The sequence below is a fragment of the Pseudoalteromonas sp. R3 genome (assembly GCF_004014715.1).
Lineage (GTDB): Bacteria > Pseudomonadota > Gammaproteobacteria > Enterobacterales > Alteromonadaceae > Pseudoalteromonas.
This window is the reverse complement of record NZ_CP034835.1, coordinates 1,931,470-1,946,066: the sequence shown is the minus strand read 5'-3', so window position 1 is coordinate 1,946,066 and position 14,597 is coordinate 1,931,470. Positions and strand designations below refer to the sequence as shown.

Here is a 14,597-nt window from a genome sequence, read left to right as displayed (position 1 = left end):
CATCTTGGCCACGAGCGCCAGGACAACTCAGTTACTATCAGTCTGTGATATACAATTCCCCTACCCTTATATAGGGCTCCATGAGTTTGGGGGGCTTCGGAAAAAGGTAACATTGGTAACCTTTTAAAAAATCACAATTTAAGACATTGATAATTAGAACTTTTTTGGAAAGCAAAAAAGGTAACATCTAAGGTAACTAAAGAGTAACTATGTTACCTTTTTAAATGGTAATATCTTCCCTTATTAAATCTTATATATATCAATCACATAACCAAAAATTACCTTTTGGATTACCATAAATTACCTTTTCATGGTAACCACAAAATCATTTAGAATCATATAGTTACACGTTCCAGATTCACATGATTACCAATGTTACCTTTTTCCGAAGCCCTCCCCCGAACTCTGAGCGAGCCACCTACTTTTTGCTATCTGAGTAGTCGTCTTACTTTTGCGTTTTTTTGCGTTACGATTCGAGCAGTAACATCTATCCGCAGCACCAGCTATTACTTGTATTGAAGTGCTTGCACGACTGCGTTATTTTCGACACATAAAGCGCGCAGGCGTGGCGTGGGTTCAACGGCGCGCGCTGGGTGAAAACCTCTGTGAATCACAGGCACAAAAAAACCGCCCGAAGGCGGCTGCACTTGTTAAGTATTGGTTTAGGTGCTAATCGACACTGGCTGCCAGCTTGTAGTCACGAAACCGGATGATCTCCTCACCTGCCCAGTCGTTAATCGATAACAACGACAATCTAATACATTCCATCTCGTTTGCGTCGAATACTTCCGCTGCTTTGGCCGCATCACCAAACCCACCAACATTACCAGGAACGATACCCATCAATTGCGGAGGTACCCGGTGAGAACCTAGCTGGTCATCCCGGCTAACATTCTTGATTGTTAGAAACTCATCTTTAGCAGCCACTTCTGAAACCGGTATTAACCTCATGCCATCCTTGTCACCACCAGGTGAATGCAGGAACAGGTTTCTGAAATTGCCAGGGCCTTTACTGTCTTTAAGTGCTTTTCTTAAAGTCTTTACATCCTGTTCGTCTACCGTTGAATCTGTTAGCCACATGATAAAACCAGCATGGCTGCCATTTTCGTAGTAACGGCGCCTATACAGTGTCGCCGCTTCATTCAAAATTGACGAGTTCATGCTAGCCACATAATCTGGTATACCATAAACCTCCTGGTTTAAATCAGACTCTTTAACATGGAACACTGTGTTATCAGCAAACTCCTGCTCTTCCCTGCAGTTGGGTACCCACCAGAACGCGCTAGGGTTAAGGCCTACCCGTGTATACTTTGCTGGCATACGTTTGTAACTCATAGCTGAACCCAATCGGTTTCTTACTTGTTGTAAGTAGGCGTTGTTGAATACCAGGTAATCTAGCGCCAGTGCACTAAACTCATACATGCTTAATTTTGGATGTGGAATAAAACAGCTTTTTAGGATATTACGTTTTACCTGGATAGCGCTGGAGTGATGAACCGAGGTCCGATATAAACGGCTGAGACCATTCAGTGATAATGGTGGCTCGTAGTATTTACCATTTGACATGGTTTCCAGATAATCAAATATCTCGCGCTGGCTTAATACCGGTGTTGGTTCACCAAACGTAAACGCTTCTATTTGCTGACTCTGTTTCTTTTTCTTGCCTTTGGCCATTATTCGTAAATCTCCAGTGTTGATCCATGTTCGCCACTGGTATCCAATGGCTCGTTATAAAGTGCATGTATTGCAGCCCAGGCGATGTCGGCATGGCTGATCTCTTCGCTTCGGCTTGATTCGTAGGTCGTTTGTTTTTGATTTGGTGTAAGTGTTTTGCGAATGCTAATAAATGCCTGTGCCATATCAGTCCAACCGGCATCAAATTCGAGCCGGCCTTTGCTGATAACGTCGTGTGCCTTTAACACCATCTGACTCTTAAGGTGCGCGCTGTATTTGAATGGCGTGACTTTAGGAAAGAACTTTTTGACTAGCTTAAATACAGCGTCACCAATGCCCGTGTTGTCGATACCAATAAACTGAACATTGTACTTGGCGCACAGGTTCTTGATTGCTTTCGCTTGCGCCTCATAATCCATGCCATTCCAGCGGTGTTTTTCGATGACACGGAATTTTCCGCCTGGTACTGACGGTGGGCAGATAACAACGCAGCCGGCACTATCACCACTCGTGCCGCCACCATTCGGATCATAACCAATCCACACGGGCCGATTGCCCAAAGGCTTTGGCGCAAACGGTTTGTAATCCGCCCAAACTTCCCAGCTATCGACCATACAGCGCTGCATCATGGTCATAGGAAAAACCGATTGGGTATCGTCCACGAACTCACACATTAACAGGTTGGCGTGTTCCTCGGGGCTGTACTCTAAGTGCAATGTATCAGGGTCGAATAAGTCGCAGCCTTTCTTGATGGCATCTTCAACCGTTACAATCTGCTTCCATTGGCCATCTTCACACTTACGACCTCTATTTAATGCCTGGTGCGAGACGTCCACTTCTATTCGCTCTGACTTTGGACGACCTCGATTGAACAGTGCACCAGACCAAAATGGGTAAGCCTCGTGGCCCATTGACGACGGTGTAGAGAAATACGTTTGACGCCACTTTTTGTGAATCGCCATACCCGAAGCAACCTTTCTGAATTCTTGAAACTTGTTGATCCAGAAATATTCGTCCAGGTATAAGTTTCCGTGATACGACTGTGCTGTTTTTGCATTGGTACCCAAGAAGTAAAGCGTGGCGCCATTGTCCAATACGATTGGATCACCCTTTAAATCAACTCCCACAGTGTCTTTAACAAACTGCAGGATATACTGCTTGAATACATGAGCCTGGGCTTTACTCGCAGACAAAAATATCTGGTTGCGGCCTGTTGTTAGTGCATCAATTAACGCCTCATGTGCAAAAAAGTAAGTCGCGCCAATCTGCCGACTTTTCAGAATGTTTCTGATCCGCTGGGTTAAACCTGCGCGGTACCATTCTTTTTGATACTCATATTTAGAAATGATCTCGTTAAACTTGTCTATCAGCTTTTCGAGATCCTCTTCACTGATATAATTTTTCTTGGGCTTTTTCTTTTCGCCAGCATTGCGATTGTGAACGTTAGGATTAAGATCGGCTTCGTTCCCTCCATTGTTGTAACGGGTAATGCGCGCAATTCTCTCTAACTGCCTACCCAGTAAGTCAATCTCTTTAAAGTCTTTGCCTGTCTTGTCTTCCTTGGCAATGAGCTGCAGCATTCGCATTTCTAATGCAGAGTCAACACGGTCGATTGGTTTGGCATCATCCCAGCCATCACGCTTTTTCCAGCTCGATACAGTAGATTCCGCCAAATCCATGTGTTTGCTAATTTCGCGTACAGCCCACCCTGCCAATACAGGTTCTTGGCATACTGTCTTTGATTGTTTTCTGGATTCAGTTTCATTGCGCCAGTTTAAATAGCAATATCGCCAAATCCCTTTGTATTTAGCGGTATAGCTCTGGCTATACAATTCACACGCGTTGACCCTAACCGCTCGACTATTAACCATACAAGCACCTTATTTTTTGCGCCTAAACCACAGAGGAACAACGCAATGGCAAAAAAAGTATCAAAGTTTTTTCGTGTTTTTACTGAAGGGGACACGACCGATGGCCGCGTGGTCGAACGCAGCTGGATTGAGGACATGGCTGCTACTTACGACCAGAAAAAATATGGCGCCAGGGTATGGTTAGAACATATCAGAGGCACGTTACCAGACAGCCCTTTCAGAGCTTACGGTGATGTATGCGCTGTAAAAGCAGAAGAAGTGGAAGACGGTAAGCTTGCCCTATTTGCTCAGATTGACCCAACTCCCGATCTGATTGCCATGAATAAAAAGCGGCAAAAAATCTATACCAGTGTCGAGATTAACCCCGATTTCGCTAAATCAGGGAAATGCTACCTTGAAGGCTTGGCCGTCACAGATTCACCGGCATCTCTTGGCACTGAAATCTTACAGTTTTCAGCAAAAGCCGATTCCAACCCATTTGCAGATCGTAAACAGAAACCGGAGAACTTATTTACAGCTGCTGTTGAAGCTGAACTTGAGTTTGAAGAGGAAGAAGAGCCACCAGAAGAAAACGGCCTATTCAGCAAGGTTAAAGCCCTGCTCAACAAAAACAACAAACAAACCGAGGGCAACTTTAGTGACGTAAGCAACGCCGTTGAAGCCATCGCTCAGTCTTTCTCAAATTTTGAAAAAGCTACAAGCAAACAGCTTGAAGAAGCCTCTTCAAATTATACCGAACTACTCAATGAACATAATCAGCTAAAAGAGGCGTTTAATGCGCTCAAAGAACAACTGAGCAAGGAAGAGTCTGGCGGCCAGGGGCGTTCCCCGGCAACCGGCGGCGATGGCCAAGTTCAAACAGATTGCTAAGGAGCAACACTAAATGAAAAACTCAACACGTTCAGCCTACCTCGCATTTTGCGTACAAATAGCAACACTAAACAGTGTCGAATCGGCCGAAACTAAGTTCACCGTAGCCCCATCAATCCAGCAAACGCTGGAAACAAAAATGCAGGAAAGCTCAGACTTTCTTAGTCGCATTAACATTGTCCCTGTAGATGAGCAAGAAGGGGAAAAGCTGGGCCTTGGTATTAACACGCCAATTGCCAGTACTACCGACACCACCAAAAAAGACCGCGAGCCAATTGATCCAACAGATATGGATCGACACGGCTATAAATGTACGCAAACCAACTTCGATACGGCCATACGCTATGCCAAGCTGGATATGTGGGCCAAATTCCAGGACTTTCAAACCCGTTTTCGCGATGCCATCCTGAAGCGCCAGGCATTAGACCGTATTATGATTGGCTTTAACGGTACCAGCCGTGCCGCAAGTTCTGACCGGGCACTCAATCCTTTATTACAGGATGTAAATGTAGGTTGGATTGAGAAAATTCGCCTATATGCCCCAGAGCGCCACATGAAAGAAATCGTCGAAGGCTCTGGGAAAATTGTTGTTGGTGCATCGGGAGATTATGAAAACCCTGATGCACTGGTGTATGACATGGTCAACAACATGATTGATCCCTGGTACCAGGACGATACAGATTTAGTTGTGATTTGCGGGCGCAAACTGCTTGCTGATAAGTACTTCCCTCTCGTCAACAAAAATCACGACCCCAGCGAGCAAATAGCCGCCGACATGATTATCAGTCAAAAGCGTATTGGCGGCCTGCCAGCGGTTCGAGTGCCTAGTTTCCCAGCCAACGCCATCTTGGTGACCAGGTTAGATAACCTCAGTATCTATTACCAGGAAGGCACCCGTCGCCGGGCAATTATCGATAACCCAAAACGCGATCAGGTCGAGAACTACGAATCATCTAACGATTCTTATGTAGTGGAAGATTACGGCTGCGCCGCGTTTGCCGAAAACATCGAGCTAAAGGGGTAACACATGGGATCTCCAGCACAAAATCACTTTAACAAAGTACTGGCAGCCAAGCGCGGTGATAGTGAGTTCGAAAACACTCGAGCTCAAAACCAATACGAGCTGATGCTGATGCAACTTGCTGAGCATCGCCGCACCTTAAAGCGCGTGCAATCACTCGACAGAAAGCTCGAAACCAAGACCAAATTCTTACCAGAATACGAAGCCTACATAGCCGGTGTTTTAGAAGGTAACGCAGGTGTGCAGGACGAAGTATTTGTAACCATTCTGCTTTGGTACATCGATACAGGCAACATTGAAAAAGCATTGCCTCTTGCACAATATGCGCTGCAACACGACCTGGCTTTACCAGACCGTTTTGAACGCACACTTGCCTGCACATTGGCAGAAGAAACGGCAGAAACAGCAGCAAGGTTGTTTGAGTCAGATAAGGCCATTGCATCAAAAGCACTGGGCCAGTTAGTCGCACTAACTGCAGATCACGACATGTACGACCAGGCACGCGCTAAGTTATTCCGACAACTTGGTCAGGCCCTCGAAGCCGAAGACAAACCAGAAAAAGCCATTGAAGCCTACAAACAAGCCTTAACCCTGAACTCAAAAGTTGGGGTTAAAAAGTTCATTGAAAAACTTGAGCGTGATCTTAAAAAAGTAGCTTCAGATACCCAGACAACCGAGAGCGCACCAGAGCCTGGTGCGGGTTAACCGAGCGACCCTCGCAAGCCGTGCGGCGCTGGCTAAGTAAATTTGATTATTTGCTGAAGCCAGCCCACCGCACACTAAGGAGAAGCGAATGACCTTTATTGCCACCCCACAGACTACGCAATCTGATGACAAAGTAATTAGCTCCGGTGAGTTTTGGCCAGCTATTAGTCTGGCAGATTTCCGTGCCGTGATGCGTCTGGATGGCACGGTTACCAACCAACGCCTGGAACACGCGATAACAAGCTCAATACTGCAAATAAACAAAGAGTTAAGCGAATGGCGGCGTGTCCAGCAGTCCGATGGACACAGTAATCTGGCAAATGTTCCTGGTGAGCTAATCAATAATGTGAATGCCTATGTGCACCTGTACAAACGCGCTGTGTACTGTTTTGCCAAAGCAAACCTTGTGGAGCGTTACAACGATTTTGACTCAACCGTGAAAGGTACCAGGGACAGCGACGAGCTCAACGACACCACGGATTCACTCAGGCGTGATGGCCGCATCGCTATACGCGACATACTCGGCGAAAACCATGTAACTGTGGAGCTCATCTAATGAGCGCAACGCAAGCCGTTTACTCAGCTCAGGGGGACACTGTCGATGCGATTTGCTACCGGCACTATGGCAGTACAGCCGGCATTACAGAGCAAGTAATTAGTGCCAACGCACACATAGCAAAACTTCCCCCTGTACTGCCAACAAACACATTGGTCGTGCTGCCCGAGCTTTCCAGGCTAGCATCGCCGAACCTAATCAAATTATGGGATTAATTAACAATGAGCGAACCAATATCAACAACCAAAGCTGTGGCGGCAGTCAGCGCATTAACGTTAATCCCTGGGGCAGATCCGGCAGCAGTCATTGGCGCCTTTACCGGTGCTGTATTGTTCATTATGTCAAATGACCAGCTCAGCACGGTAAAACGCATTGGTTTATTCCTGGTGTCATTTCTGGGTGGGTTGGTTTGCGCTGACTGGTCATCAATTCTTATCAGTAATTTGTTGCCAGATTCACTGCAGATAAGCTCTGGCATGGGGGCGCTTATTGCCTCAGCCTGCGTCGTACGCTTGGTTCAGTACCTGATGAACCTGATGGACGACCCAAAGCGGTTTCTGGCTTTTATTCGAGGCACAAGGGGGAAGTAATGCTGTTAGTTGCCAATACACTTATTTGCCTGGCCATTGCTTTGCGCACTGCGTTGTTCGTACGAACAGGCTCTTATCGCCTTTCGATAGCATCCATTGCGTATGCAATCACGGTAGCCGCAGGCTCAGACATTGTTTTGCGTATTTATCACATTGTCGGTCCACCCAGTAATGCTGATCTGTTCTTTAAGCTGCTTGTCCTGGTCGCGCTGATCCGTGCCAAGGGCAATGTCGCCATCTTACTTTCACTTAAAAGGAGCCACTAATGAAACTAACAATCGGTGCCAAAGGCCAGCACGTTAAAGACCTGCAATCCAAGCTTAATGATAAAGGCACCACGCTCGACGTGGATGGCTGGTTTGGAGATAAAACAGCAGCTGCAGTTGCTCAATACCAACAACGCTTGCACCTCCCTATTACAGGATATGCCGGCAAACGAACGCTAGCGGTACTTAATGATGAACCAAGGGCAAAGTATCTGACTTTCGGCGACATTCAGTTAGCCGCCAGTGAATTATCAGTTAGCCTGGCAACCATCTCAGCGGTTGCAGAAGTCGAATCAAATGGGTGCGGGTTCTTTGATTGTGGACGCCCTAGCATCCTGTTCGAACGCCATGTTTTTTATCGACAAGTGAATGAAAAAGACGAAGACCAGGCAAAAACTCTGTCTGAAAAATACCCCAACATCTGCAATCCCAAGCCTGGTGGCTACACAGGTGGCAGCGGTGAACATAATCGCTTTGGGCTGGCGTGTATGTTTGATAATGATGCCGCTATTGCTGCGTGTAGTTGGGGCATGTTTCAAATTATGGGGTACCACTTTAATTTACTGGGCTATGAATCAGCCTCAGCGTTTAAACGGGATATGGAAATCTCAGAACGTAACCAACTACTTGCCCTGGTAAAGTTCATAAAGGCCGACACCAACATGCATAAGGCACTAAAAGGCCATAAGTGGGCTGAGTTTGCCAAACGATATAACGGCCCGGGCTACAAGCGCCACCTCTATGACGTAAAGCTAAGCCAGGCATACGCTGATGCATTGGAACTGATGCCTGAAGCAGATACAGCAGCATAACTTACAGGGCTGCATTTGCAGCCTGCCAAATGAAAAGGCCAAGCATGAATAAGCCCAGCGAAATCAGAACGCTACTAAGTACCAGCATTACATCGCTAAAACAAAACCCTGAAAACCTGCACGTATTTATTGAAGATGGCAATATTGCCGCCACAGCTGCAACAGGTAACCTCAGTTTTGAATATCAATTTACGTGCGTTGTGATTATCACCGATTTTAATACGCACGCTGATAATGTGATCGTTCCGTTACTTGGCTGGATTGCCCAAAACCAGCCTGAGCTGATAGAAAACCCTGAATTAAGGGCTACCGGCTTTCAATTCAAAGCAGAGCTGCTTAATCACTCAACATTCGATTTAGAAATTAAACTCAAGCTCACCGAGCGCGTAAAAGTGACCGAGCAACAAGCGGGCCTGCACGTTGAGCACTTGCCAGAACCTGTGTTCAGCGATGATGTTAACTGGCAATTGTTCACAAACGGAGTTGAGACGCCATGGCCACCGACAACCTGAACCAAATCAACGAACTATTTGATGGATTAATCGAACGCCTTTCGCCTCAAAAACGCAAACAACTTGCCCGGGACATTTCACGCAAACTCAGGTCTAGCCAGGCCAAACGGATCAAAGAGAACAAAGCCCCAGATGGCAGTCAGTTTGACGCTAGAAAACCGCAACCTAGTTGGCGCACCAAAAAAGGCAGCATCAAGAAAAAACTGATGTTCCAAAAGCTCATTCGCACCAAATACCTCAAGTCAGGTTATACCAGCGACCAGGCCAGTGCTGGATTTATTGGCTTGTTGGCATACATTGCCAGACAACACCAGTACGGTTTGCGTGGGAAGGTCAATGACCAGGTAAGTATTCAGTACCCTGAGCGTCAGTTATTGGGGTTTACTGAGGATGAACAGGCGCTAATTGAAGAAACGCTCATCAACCATTTAGAATCTGATGCATAACTATAAAACCACTTATACCCCCCACTTTCCTTGCTCTAGTTATACCAACTCGCAAACATAGCGGCATGAACATTGCCGCTGAACTTGCAGAACTCAAACGCCGCATCGACAACCTGATACGACTAGGCACAGTAGCCGAAGTTAAATCGGGATATTGTCGTGTAAAAACGGGTGAGATTACTACCGACTTTCGTCCGTATTTAACTCACCGGGCTGGTACAGCCAAAACCAGCTGGCGACCATCAATCGATGAACAAGTGATCTTACTCTCACTAAGCGGCGATATTAACAACGCTTATGTTCTGCCTGCGCTATATAGCGATGATAATCCAGAACCGGACGACCACGAAACCAGATTAAGAACCACATTCCCAGATGGTGCTGTTTTTGAATATGACCCGGAAACGAGCCAATTAAGGATCTCGGGTATCAGAACAGCATTAATCGAAGTGACTGAAAGCACGCAAACTGATTGCCCAGACAACACCATCAACGGCAATGTCACGATTAATGGAGAAACCACACTCAATGGTGATATCGCTCACACTGGCCACATGACAAATGTAGGCGGTATTCAAGTTGACGACATTGAGTTTGGTGAACATGGCCATAAAGACGTCAAAGCCGGCACTGACATTGCGGGTGAGCCAGTATGAAGTACATGAGTTTGAACCGCAAAACAGGTGCCTTAGTTGCTGGTAATGCCCACATCCAGCAAAGCGTTGAAGATATTTTAACGACCCCGATTGGTACCCGGGTTATGCGTCGTAACTATGGATCAGAGCTATTTGAATTGATTGACCAGCCTCACAATGGCGCCACACGTTTGCGCGCAATGGCCGCGATTATAACGGCACTTACTATCTGGGAACCTCGCGTCACCATCAAACAGGTGGAGCTTTCAATTCCTGATCTCAATGGCAAATTACAAATCAACTTAATCACTGATCGTAATGATCGCATTGAGGTGCAGTATGGCTAAGTTAATCGACCTGTCTAAAGTACCCGTGCCTGATATTATTGAAGAGCTCAACTTCGAACAGCTCTACGAAAAAAACAAACAAATGCTAATTGAGATTGAGCCTGGATACGCTGATGCACTGCAGTTCGACTCAGATCCACAAGCCAAGCAATTGCAAATTCTCACTTATAGAGAAATGCATTTAATTGCCAAAGTTAACCAGGCAACCCGCGCAAATATCCTGGCATCTGCCTTTGGTCAGGATTTAGACGCTCTGGCTGCCAATTATAATATAGAGCGCCTGGTTATCTCGCCAGAGAACCCAGCTACTAATCCGCCAACACCTGCCGTACTAGAAAGCGACGAGGCATTAAAGCGCCGTGTTCAATTAGCGTTTGACGGTTTAAATACCGCAGGCAGTGTCGACGGTTATATCTTTCATACGCTGGGCGCCGATGGTCGAGTATTAGACGCCGATGCATACAGCCCAGCCCCATGCGAAGTGGTCGTTGTTGTGCTCGCTCATACAGAAACCGGCCTGCCCACTAACGATTTAGTAATCAAAATTCGTAACCACTTTGGGCTTACCAACGATGGTACAGCGCAGCTACCAACTCCCAGCAAAGTTCGCCCTCAAGGCGACCGTGTAACCGTGCAAAGCGCTGAGATAATCAATTACACCATAGATGCTGAGTTAAACATTATGCCAGGGCCAGACAAGCAAGTAGTGCTCGCAGCTGCTAACCAAGCATTAGCTCAGTACCAACTTGAACAACGCAAATTAGGTGCAAGTATCACTCTATCGGGCATTTACAAGGCGCTCCATCAACCAGGTGTATCAGAGGTAACGATAAACCAGCCAGCCATCAGCGTGAATATTGAAGCCCATCAAGTCGCTTATTGCACGAGCGCAAACATCAGAGTTGGGGCCTGATATGCAGTTTTTCGATTCCTTGCTGCCACCCAATGCCACCAAGCTCGAGCGAGATCTAGAACAGGTCATCGCCAACGCGATTGATATAGAAGTACAAATCCAGGATTTATGGGACCCATATAAATGCCCTTTTAAATTATTGCCCTGGCTTGCCTGGGCTTACTCTGTCGACCACTGGGAAGACAGCTGGCCTGAGCATATTAAACGCGGCGTTGTTGCCAACTCATTCGACGTACATAAACACAAAGGTACACCCTACGCATTGCAACAAGCACTCGACAGCTTAGGTATACGCACCAACATGCTCGAATGGTGGGAAGCTCAAGCTAATGGCCAGCCGGGCACAATGAAAATACTGGCCATGCTCACCGAAAACTTCACCAGCGACCAAAACACGTTGTTTACCAGGGAAATGCTCGAGATGGTGACAGAAGCGATCCGGGTTCATAAACGCGGCAGTATTCATTTTGAGTTAGAACTTGGCATTGCTTTCGAAGAACAATTCGCACTTGCTGGCGTTATAAATCACGGCGTTGGTTATACCGACTTCACTGCAGAAGCAATTCCATTGGTACCCAATCCAGTCAGTGAAAACTTAAAAGTGTATGGCGTAAATCATCAAACGCATTTTGCTGATCATCAAGCTTCATTTTCAGCTGCAGAGCCATACCCAGCCCAAAGTTTTATAGAGCTTGGCGCTGTGGCCAATCAAATCATCTTTTCTGATATTTCATTAAACGGAGTTGTGTAATGCACCTTAAATTGCAATTTACAGAGGCAGGTTTAGCCGCTTGCTTATCTGCCAAAGACAAAGGGTTAAAAGCTGAAATCACGCATATGGCGTTTGGTTCGCACGCTTATACACCTTCAAAAAATCAAACATCGCTTAGCCGCGAAGAAGAGCGAATCGAAATCTCAGATTACGAAGACCAAGGCAAACAGCTAAGAGTTGCAGGCGCATTCACTGGTGAACTTGAATATCCCATTAAAGAAATAGGCATTTTCTGTGGTGATGTATTACTTGGCGTATATAGCCAAGCAAACAAGCTACTTGGTTACCGAACCCCTGCAGTAAAGATTGTTCAATGGTTCACTTTAGGCATTGAAGCTTTACCAACAGACAGTATTACCGTGGTCATCGGTACCAACAATCTAAACCTAATTCTAGACAAAGAATTTGTAATGGGCGGTCTTGCGTTTGTCAAAGGCCAAACCGCTTTGGTTAAACAAGCTCACTGGAGCATGCAACTTAGTGAGCAAATAAGACAAATGGAGGGCTCGAAATGAGCTTAATTGAAAAAATTGAAGAGTTGAAAAACTCTACAGCTGAGCAAACCCTTGCCTCGCAAGCCTTAGCGCAAGAAGTTGCGGGTAAGCAGGGGCAAATTGATAAAAAGGTTCAAGATGCAATTGATAAACTTGAAAACCAAGAAGTACAGTCATTTAAAATTGGAAGCCAGCATTTTGGAATTGCAGAAATTAGCGGTTCTCAAGAAAATCCTTATCTGCATTTAAAGACTAATATTCAGCAATTCAGCTCAAGAATGGTTGCGTTAAACTTTATTGGTTTTAGATACGGTCTAGGATTAATTGATACAGACGTTTCTTTTTATGTGTACCAGCATGAAGAGTATGCTCCAAAAGGGATTTTGCATAGTTGGTCTGTAGTCAACAAAGGGGCTTACCTAGATGCTTCGTCAGTACCAAGAATAAAAGTGTCATACTATTTTTCTTCTGATAATTATTTAGTGCTAGTGATTGGGGAGCTAAACCAATACACCCAAGTATCTATAAATTCATATATGCCAGCTGCATTAAGACATAATCTAGAGATAACTCAAATTTACGGTTCAACTACAGCAGACCCACAACTTTAAATAGGTAACAAGTATGGAAATTAAATCAGAAGATATGCTCCAATATCATATCGGATGGGCTAAGTCTGAGAGAAATAAACTTCTTAAAGAAACCGATTGGACTCAATTGAATGACTGCGAACTATCTGCAGAAAAAGTAAATGAATACAGCGAATACAGGAAAGCAGTAAGGCAAGTTGTCAGAGATATTATTGACACGACCCCAATAGTTTGGCCAACACCGCCAACCTCTTAATTACCACTATCCCGCCAGTTATACCTTTCAAATAGCTGGCTTAGCTTCGGTGCTATTTGCACTCTACCACTGTTAATTAACAACAGCACCGGAGCTAAATTATGAGTTACCACCACGGTGTACGTGTCATCGAGATAAACGAAGGCACGCGCACAATCCGCACCGTATCAACATCCGTGATTGGCATTGTTGCCATTGCAGACGATGCAGACACAACACTATTCCCACTCAATCAACCCGTATTACTGACGAACGTACAAACAGCCATTGGTAAAGCTGGTACACAAGGCACGCTAAAGCGCTCGCTGCAGGCCATTGCTGATCAGGTAAACACAATGTGTGTTGTTGTTCGTGTTGCGCAAGGTACAAACGAGTCAGAAACAACCGCCAATATTGTTGGCACAACCACGTCGGACGGCGAATACACCGGGTTAAAAGCCATGCTTGCGGCTCAATCCAAATTAAAAGTAAAGCCGCGCATCATTGGCGTACCAGGCCTGGACAATTTACCAGTGGCAACCGAGCTGGTCGCAGTGGCCAAAAAACTGCGCGCCTTTGCTTATGTATCCGCCTATGGCTGCCAAACCAAAGAGCAGGCCGTCACCTATCGTGAGAACTTTGGCGCCCGTGAGGTCATGGTTATCTGGCCCGACTTTGTGGCGTTTAATGTTGATACCCAACAAGATGAAAACGCCTATGCCATCGCTCGGGCCCTTGGCCTGCGAGCCAGAATAGACAAAGAACAAGGCTGGCACAAAACGCTATCTAACATTGCCGTGGATGGCGTCACCGCGACATCAAAGCCCGTATTCTGGGATTTACAAGACCCGGCAACCGATGCCGGCTACCTGAACAGCAACGAAGTCACCACCCTGATCAACCAAAGTGGCTTCCGCTTTTGGGGATCACGTACATGTTCAAGTGACCCCTTGTTCCAATTTGAAAACTACACGCGTACCGCTCAGGTGTTGGCAGATAGTATTGCAGAATCCCACATGTGGGCGGTTGATAAACCACTTACTCCAACGCTGGTAAAAGACATTGTAGAAGGCATAAACGCCAAGTTCCGTGAACTCAAAACCAGCGGTTACATCATCGATGGTCAAGCCTGGTATGCAGAAGACACAAACGACAAAGATACCCTCAAAGCTGGCCAGCTGTTTATTGACTACGACTATACGCCAGTGCCCCCACTCGAAAACCTAACCCTGCGCCAGCGGATCACCGACCGTTACCTGGTCGATTTCGCGGTTGGCGGTGCTTAATA

Annotated in this window: 20 protein-coding genes; 18 read left to right on the top strand and 2 right to left on the bottom strand. The window is 46.1% G+C overall.

The features are described 5' to 3' along the window. Positions 1 to 669 precede the first annotated feature (669 nt). A complete protein-coding gene (locus ELR70_RS13380) occupies positions 670 to 1,674 on the bottom strand; it encodes a phage portal protein (RefSeq protein WP_054013725.1) in 1,005 nt (334 codons plus the stop codon). Then, a complete protein-coding gene (locus ELR70_RS13375) occupies positions 1,674 to 3,545 on the bottom strand; it encodes a terminase ATPase subunit family protein (protein ID WP_128064597.1) in 1,872 nt (623 codons plus the stop codon). Before ELR70_RS13375 ends, ELR70_RS13380 begins: the two co-directional genes overlap by 1 nt. A 45-nt stretch (positions 3,546 to 3,590) precedes the next feature. On the opposite strand from ELR70_RS13375, the gene ELR70_RS13370 reads away from it, so the two are divergent. The 18 genes from ELR70_RS13370 (at position 3,591) to ELR70_RS13285 (ending at position 14,595) form a co-directional block, all read left to right on the top strand. Next, positions 3,591 to 4,415 (top strand): GPO family capsid scaffolding protein, encoded by an 825-nt coding sequence (locus ELR70_RS13370; protein ID WP_054013727.1) that lies wholly within the window; start codon positions 3,591 to 3,593, stop codon positions 4,413 to 4,415. A gap of 13 nt (positions 4,416 to 4,428) precedes the next feature. Beyond that, a complete protein-coding gene (locus tag ELR70_RS13365; protein ID WP_054013728.1) occupies positions 4,429 to 5,439 on the top strand; it encodes a phage major capsid protein, P2 family in 1,011 nt (336 codons plus the stop codon). Positions 5,440 to 5,442: 3 nt separating this feature from the next. Continuing rightward, entirely contained in the window at positions 5,443 to 6,141 is a 699-nt protein-coding gene (gpM, locus tag ELR70_RS13360; RefSeq protein ID WP_054013729.1) for a phage terminase small subunit, read from the top strand. 88 nt (positions 6,142 to 6,229) lie between these two features. Beyond that, a complete protein-coding gene (locus tag ELR70_RS13355) occupies positions 6,230 to 6,697 on the top strand; it encodes a head completion/stabilization protein (RefSeq protein ID WP_054013730.1) in 468 nt (155 codons plus the stop codon). Next, positions 6,697 to 6,912 (top strand): tail protein X, encoded by a 216-nt coding sequence (locus ELR70_RS13350; RefSeq protein WP_054013731.1) that lies wholly within the window; start codon positions 6,697 to 6,699, stop codon positions 6,910 to 6,912. Before ELR70_RS13355 ends, ELR70_RS13350 begins: the two co-directional genes overlap by 1 nt. Positions 6,913 to 6,918: 6 nt before the next feature. Next, positions 6,919 to 7,287 (top strand): putative holin, encoded by a 369-nt coding sequence (locus ELR70_RS13345; RefSeq protein WP_054013732.1) that lies wholly within the window; start codon positions 6,919 to 6,921, stop codon positions 7,285 to 7,287. After that, the gene (locus tag ELR70_RS13340) at positions 7,287 to 7,553 is read left to right on the top strand and encodes a phage holin family protein (protein ID WP_054013733.1); all 267 of its coding nucleotides are present in this window, start codon (positions 7,287 to 7,289) and stop codon (positions 7,551 to 7,553) included. Before ELR70_RS13345 ends, ELR70_RS13340 begins: the two co-directional genes overlap by 1 nt. Beyond that, the gene (locus tag ELR70_RS13335) at positions 7,553 to 8,365 is read left to right on the top strand and encodes an N-acetylmuramidase family protein (protein WP_054013734.1); all 813 of its coding nucleotides are present in this window, start codon (positions 7,553 to 7,555) and stop codon (positions 8,363 to 8,365) included. Before ELR70_RS13340 ends, ELR70_RS13335 begins: the two co-directional genes overlap by 1 nt. Before the next feature lie 44 nt (positions 8,366 to 8,409). Next, positions 8,410 to 8,877, top strand: a complete 468-nt coding sequence (locus tag ELR70_RS13330; RefSeq protein WP_054013735.1) for a phage tail protein — start codon at positions 8,410 to 8,412, stop codon at positions 8,875 to 8,877. After that, positions 8,859 to 9,323, top strand: coding sequence for a phage virion morphogenesis protein (locus ELR70_RS13325; protein WP_054013736.1), 465 nt, complete (start codon positions 8,859 to 8,861; stop codon positions 9,321 to 9,323). Before ELR70_RS13330 ends, ELR70_RS13325 begins: the two co-directional genes overlap by 19 nt. A gap of 65 nt (positions 9,324 to 9,388) precedes the next feature. Beyond that, positions 9,389 to 9,979 carry a phage baseplate assembly protein V gene (locus ELR70_RS13320; RefSeq protein WP_054013737.1) on the top strand — a complete coding sequence of 197 codons (591 nt, stop codon included), beginning with the start codon at positions 9,389 to 9,391 and terminating at the stop codon, positions 9,977 to 9,979. Further along, entirely contained in the window at positions 9,976 to 10,305 is a 330-nt protein-coding gene (locus ELR70_RS13315) for a GPW/gp25 family protein (protein WP_054013738.1), read from the top strand. Before ELR70_RS13320 ends, ELR70_RS13315 begins: the two co-directional genes overlap by 4 nt. Beyond that, a complete protein-coding gene (locus ELR70_RS13310; RefSeq protein WP_054013739.1) occupies positions 10,298 to 11,218 on the top strand; it encodes a baseplate J/gp47 family protein in 921 nt (306 codons plus the stop codon). Before ELR70_RS13315 ends, ELR70_RS13310 begins: the two co-directional genes overlap by 8 nt. 1 nt (position 11,219) lies before the next feature. Beyond that, positions 11,220 to 11,969 (top strand): phage tail protein I, encoded by a 750-nt coding sequence (locus ELR70_RS13305; protein ID WP_054013740.1) that lies wholly within the window; start codon positions 11,220 to 11,222, stop codon positions 11,967 to 11,969. Beyond that, positions 11,969 to 12,505: a hypothetical protein gene (locus ELR70_RS13300; RefSeq protein ID WP_054013741.1), complete on the top strand. Its 537-nt coding sequence runs from the start codon at positions 11,969 to 11,971 to the stop codon at positions 12,503 to 12,505. Before ELR70_RS13305 ends, ELR70_RS13300 begins: the two co-directional genes overlap by 1 nt. Further along, positions 12,502 to 13,095, top strand: a complete 594-nt coding sequence (locus ELR70_RS13295; RefSeq protein WP_054013742.1) for a hypothetical protein — start codon at positions 12,502 to 12,504, stop codon at positions 13,093 to 13,095. Before ELR70_RS13300 ends, ELR70_RS13295 begins: the two co-directional genes overlap by 4 nt. Before the next feature lie 13 nt (positions 13,096 to 13,108). Next, complete coding sequence (locus ELR70_RS13290; protein ID WP_054013743.1) at positions 13,109 to 13,330, top strand: phage tail assembly chaperone; 222 nt, start codon at positions 13,109 to 13,111, stop codon at positions 13,328 to 13,330. Between the two features lie 98 nt (positions 13,331 to 13,428). Then, on the top strand, positions 13,429 to 14,595 hold the full coding sequence (locus ELR70_RS13285) for a phage tail sheath protein (protein WP_200908191.1): 1,167 nt from the start codon (positions 13,429 to 13,431) through the stop codon (positions 14,593 to 14,595). Positions 14,596 to 14,597: the final 2 nt, after the last annotated feature.

Coding starts and splice junctions, on each gene's coding strand:
- ELR70_RS13380 (WP_054013725.1), bottom strand. CDS start 1,674: ATGGCCAAAGGCAAGAAAAAGAAACAGAGTCAGCAAATAGAAGCGTTT.
- ELR70_RS13375 (WP_128064597.1), bottom strand. CDS start 3,545: ATGGTTAATAGTCGAGCGGTTAGGGTCAACGCGTGTGAATTGTATAGC.
- ELR70_RS13370 (WP_054013727.1), top strand. CDS start 3,591: ATGGCAAAAAAAGTATCAAAGTTTTTTCGTGTTTTTACTGAAGGGGAC.
- ELR70_RS13365 (WP_054013728.1), top strand. CDS start 4,429: ATGAAAAACTCAACACGTTCAGCCTACCTCGCATTTTGCGTACAAATA.
- gpM (WP_054013729.1), top strand. CDS start 5,443: ATGGGATCTCCAGCACAAAATCACTTTAACAAAGTACTGGCAGCCAAG.
- ELR70_RS13355 (WP_054013730.1), top strand. CDS start 6,230: ATGACCTTTATTGCCACCCCACAGACTACGCAATCTGATGACAAAGTA.
- ELR70_RS13350 (WP_054013731.1), top strand. CDS start 6,697: ATGAGCGCAACGCAAGCCGTTTACTCAGCTCAGGGGGACACTGTCGAT.
- ELR70_RS13345 (WP_054013732.1), top strand. CDS start 6,919: ATGAGCGAACCAATATCAACAACCAAAGCTGTGGCGGCAGTCAGCGCA.
- ELR70_RS13340 (WP_054013733.1), top strand. CDS start 7,287: ATGCTGTTAGTTGCCAATACACTTATTTGCCTGGCCATTGCTTTGCGC.
- ELR70_RS13335 (WP_054013734.1), top strand. CDS start 7,553: ATGAAACTAACAATCGGTGCCAAAGGCCAGCACGTTAAAGACCTGCAA.
- ELR70_RS13330 (WP_054013735.1), top strand. CDS start 8,410: ATGAATAAGCCCAGCGAAATCAGAACGCTACTAAGTACCAGCATTACA.
- ELR70_RS13325 (WP_054013736.1), top strand. CDS start 8,859: ATGGCCACCGACAACCTGAACCAAATCAACGAACTATTTGATGGATTA.
- ELR70_RS13320 (WP_054013737.1), top strand. CDS start 9,389: ATGAACATTGCCGCTGAACTTGCAGAACTCAAACGCCGCATCGACAAC.
- ELR70_RS13315 (WP_054013738.1), top strand. CDS start 9,976: ATGAAGTACATGAGTTTGAACCGCAAAACAGGTGCCTTAGTTGCTGGT.
- ELR70_RS13310 (WP_054013739.1), top strand. CDS start 10,298: ATGGCTAAGTTAATCGACCTGTCTAAAGTACCCGTGCCTGATATTATT.
- ELR70_RS13305 (WP_054013740.1), top strand. CDS start 11,220: ATGCAGTTTTTCGATTCCTTGCTGCCACCCAATGCCACCAAGCTCGAG.
- ELR70_RS13300 (WP_054013741.1), top strand. CDS start 11,969: ATGCACCTTAAATTGCAATTTACAGAGGCAGGTTTAGCCGCTTGCTTA.
- ELR70_RS13295 (WP_054013742.1), top strand. CDS start 12,502: ATGAGCTTAATTGAAAAAATTGAAGAGTTGAAAAACTCTACAGCTGAG.
- ELR70_RS13290 (WP_054013743.1), top strand. CDS start 13,109: ATGGAAATTAAATCAGAAGATATGCTCCAATATCATATCGGATGGGCT.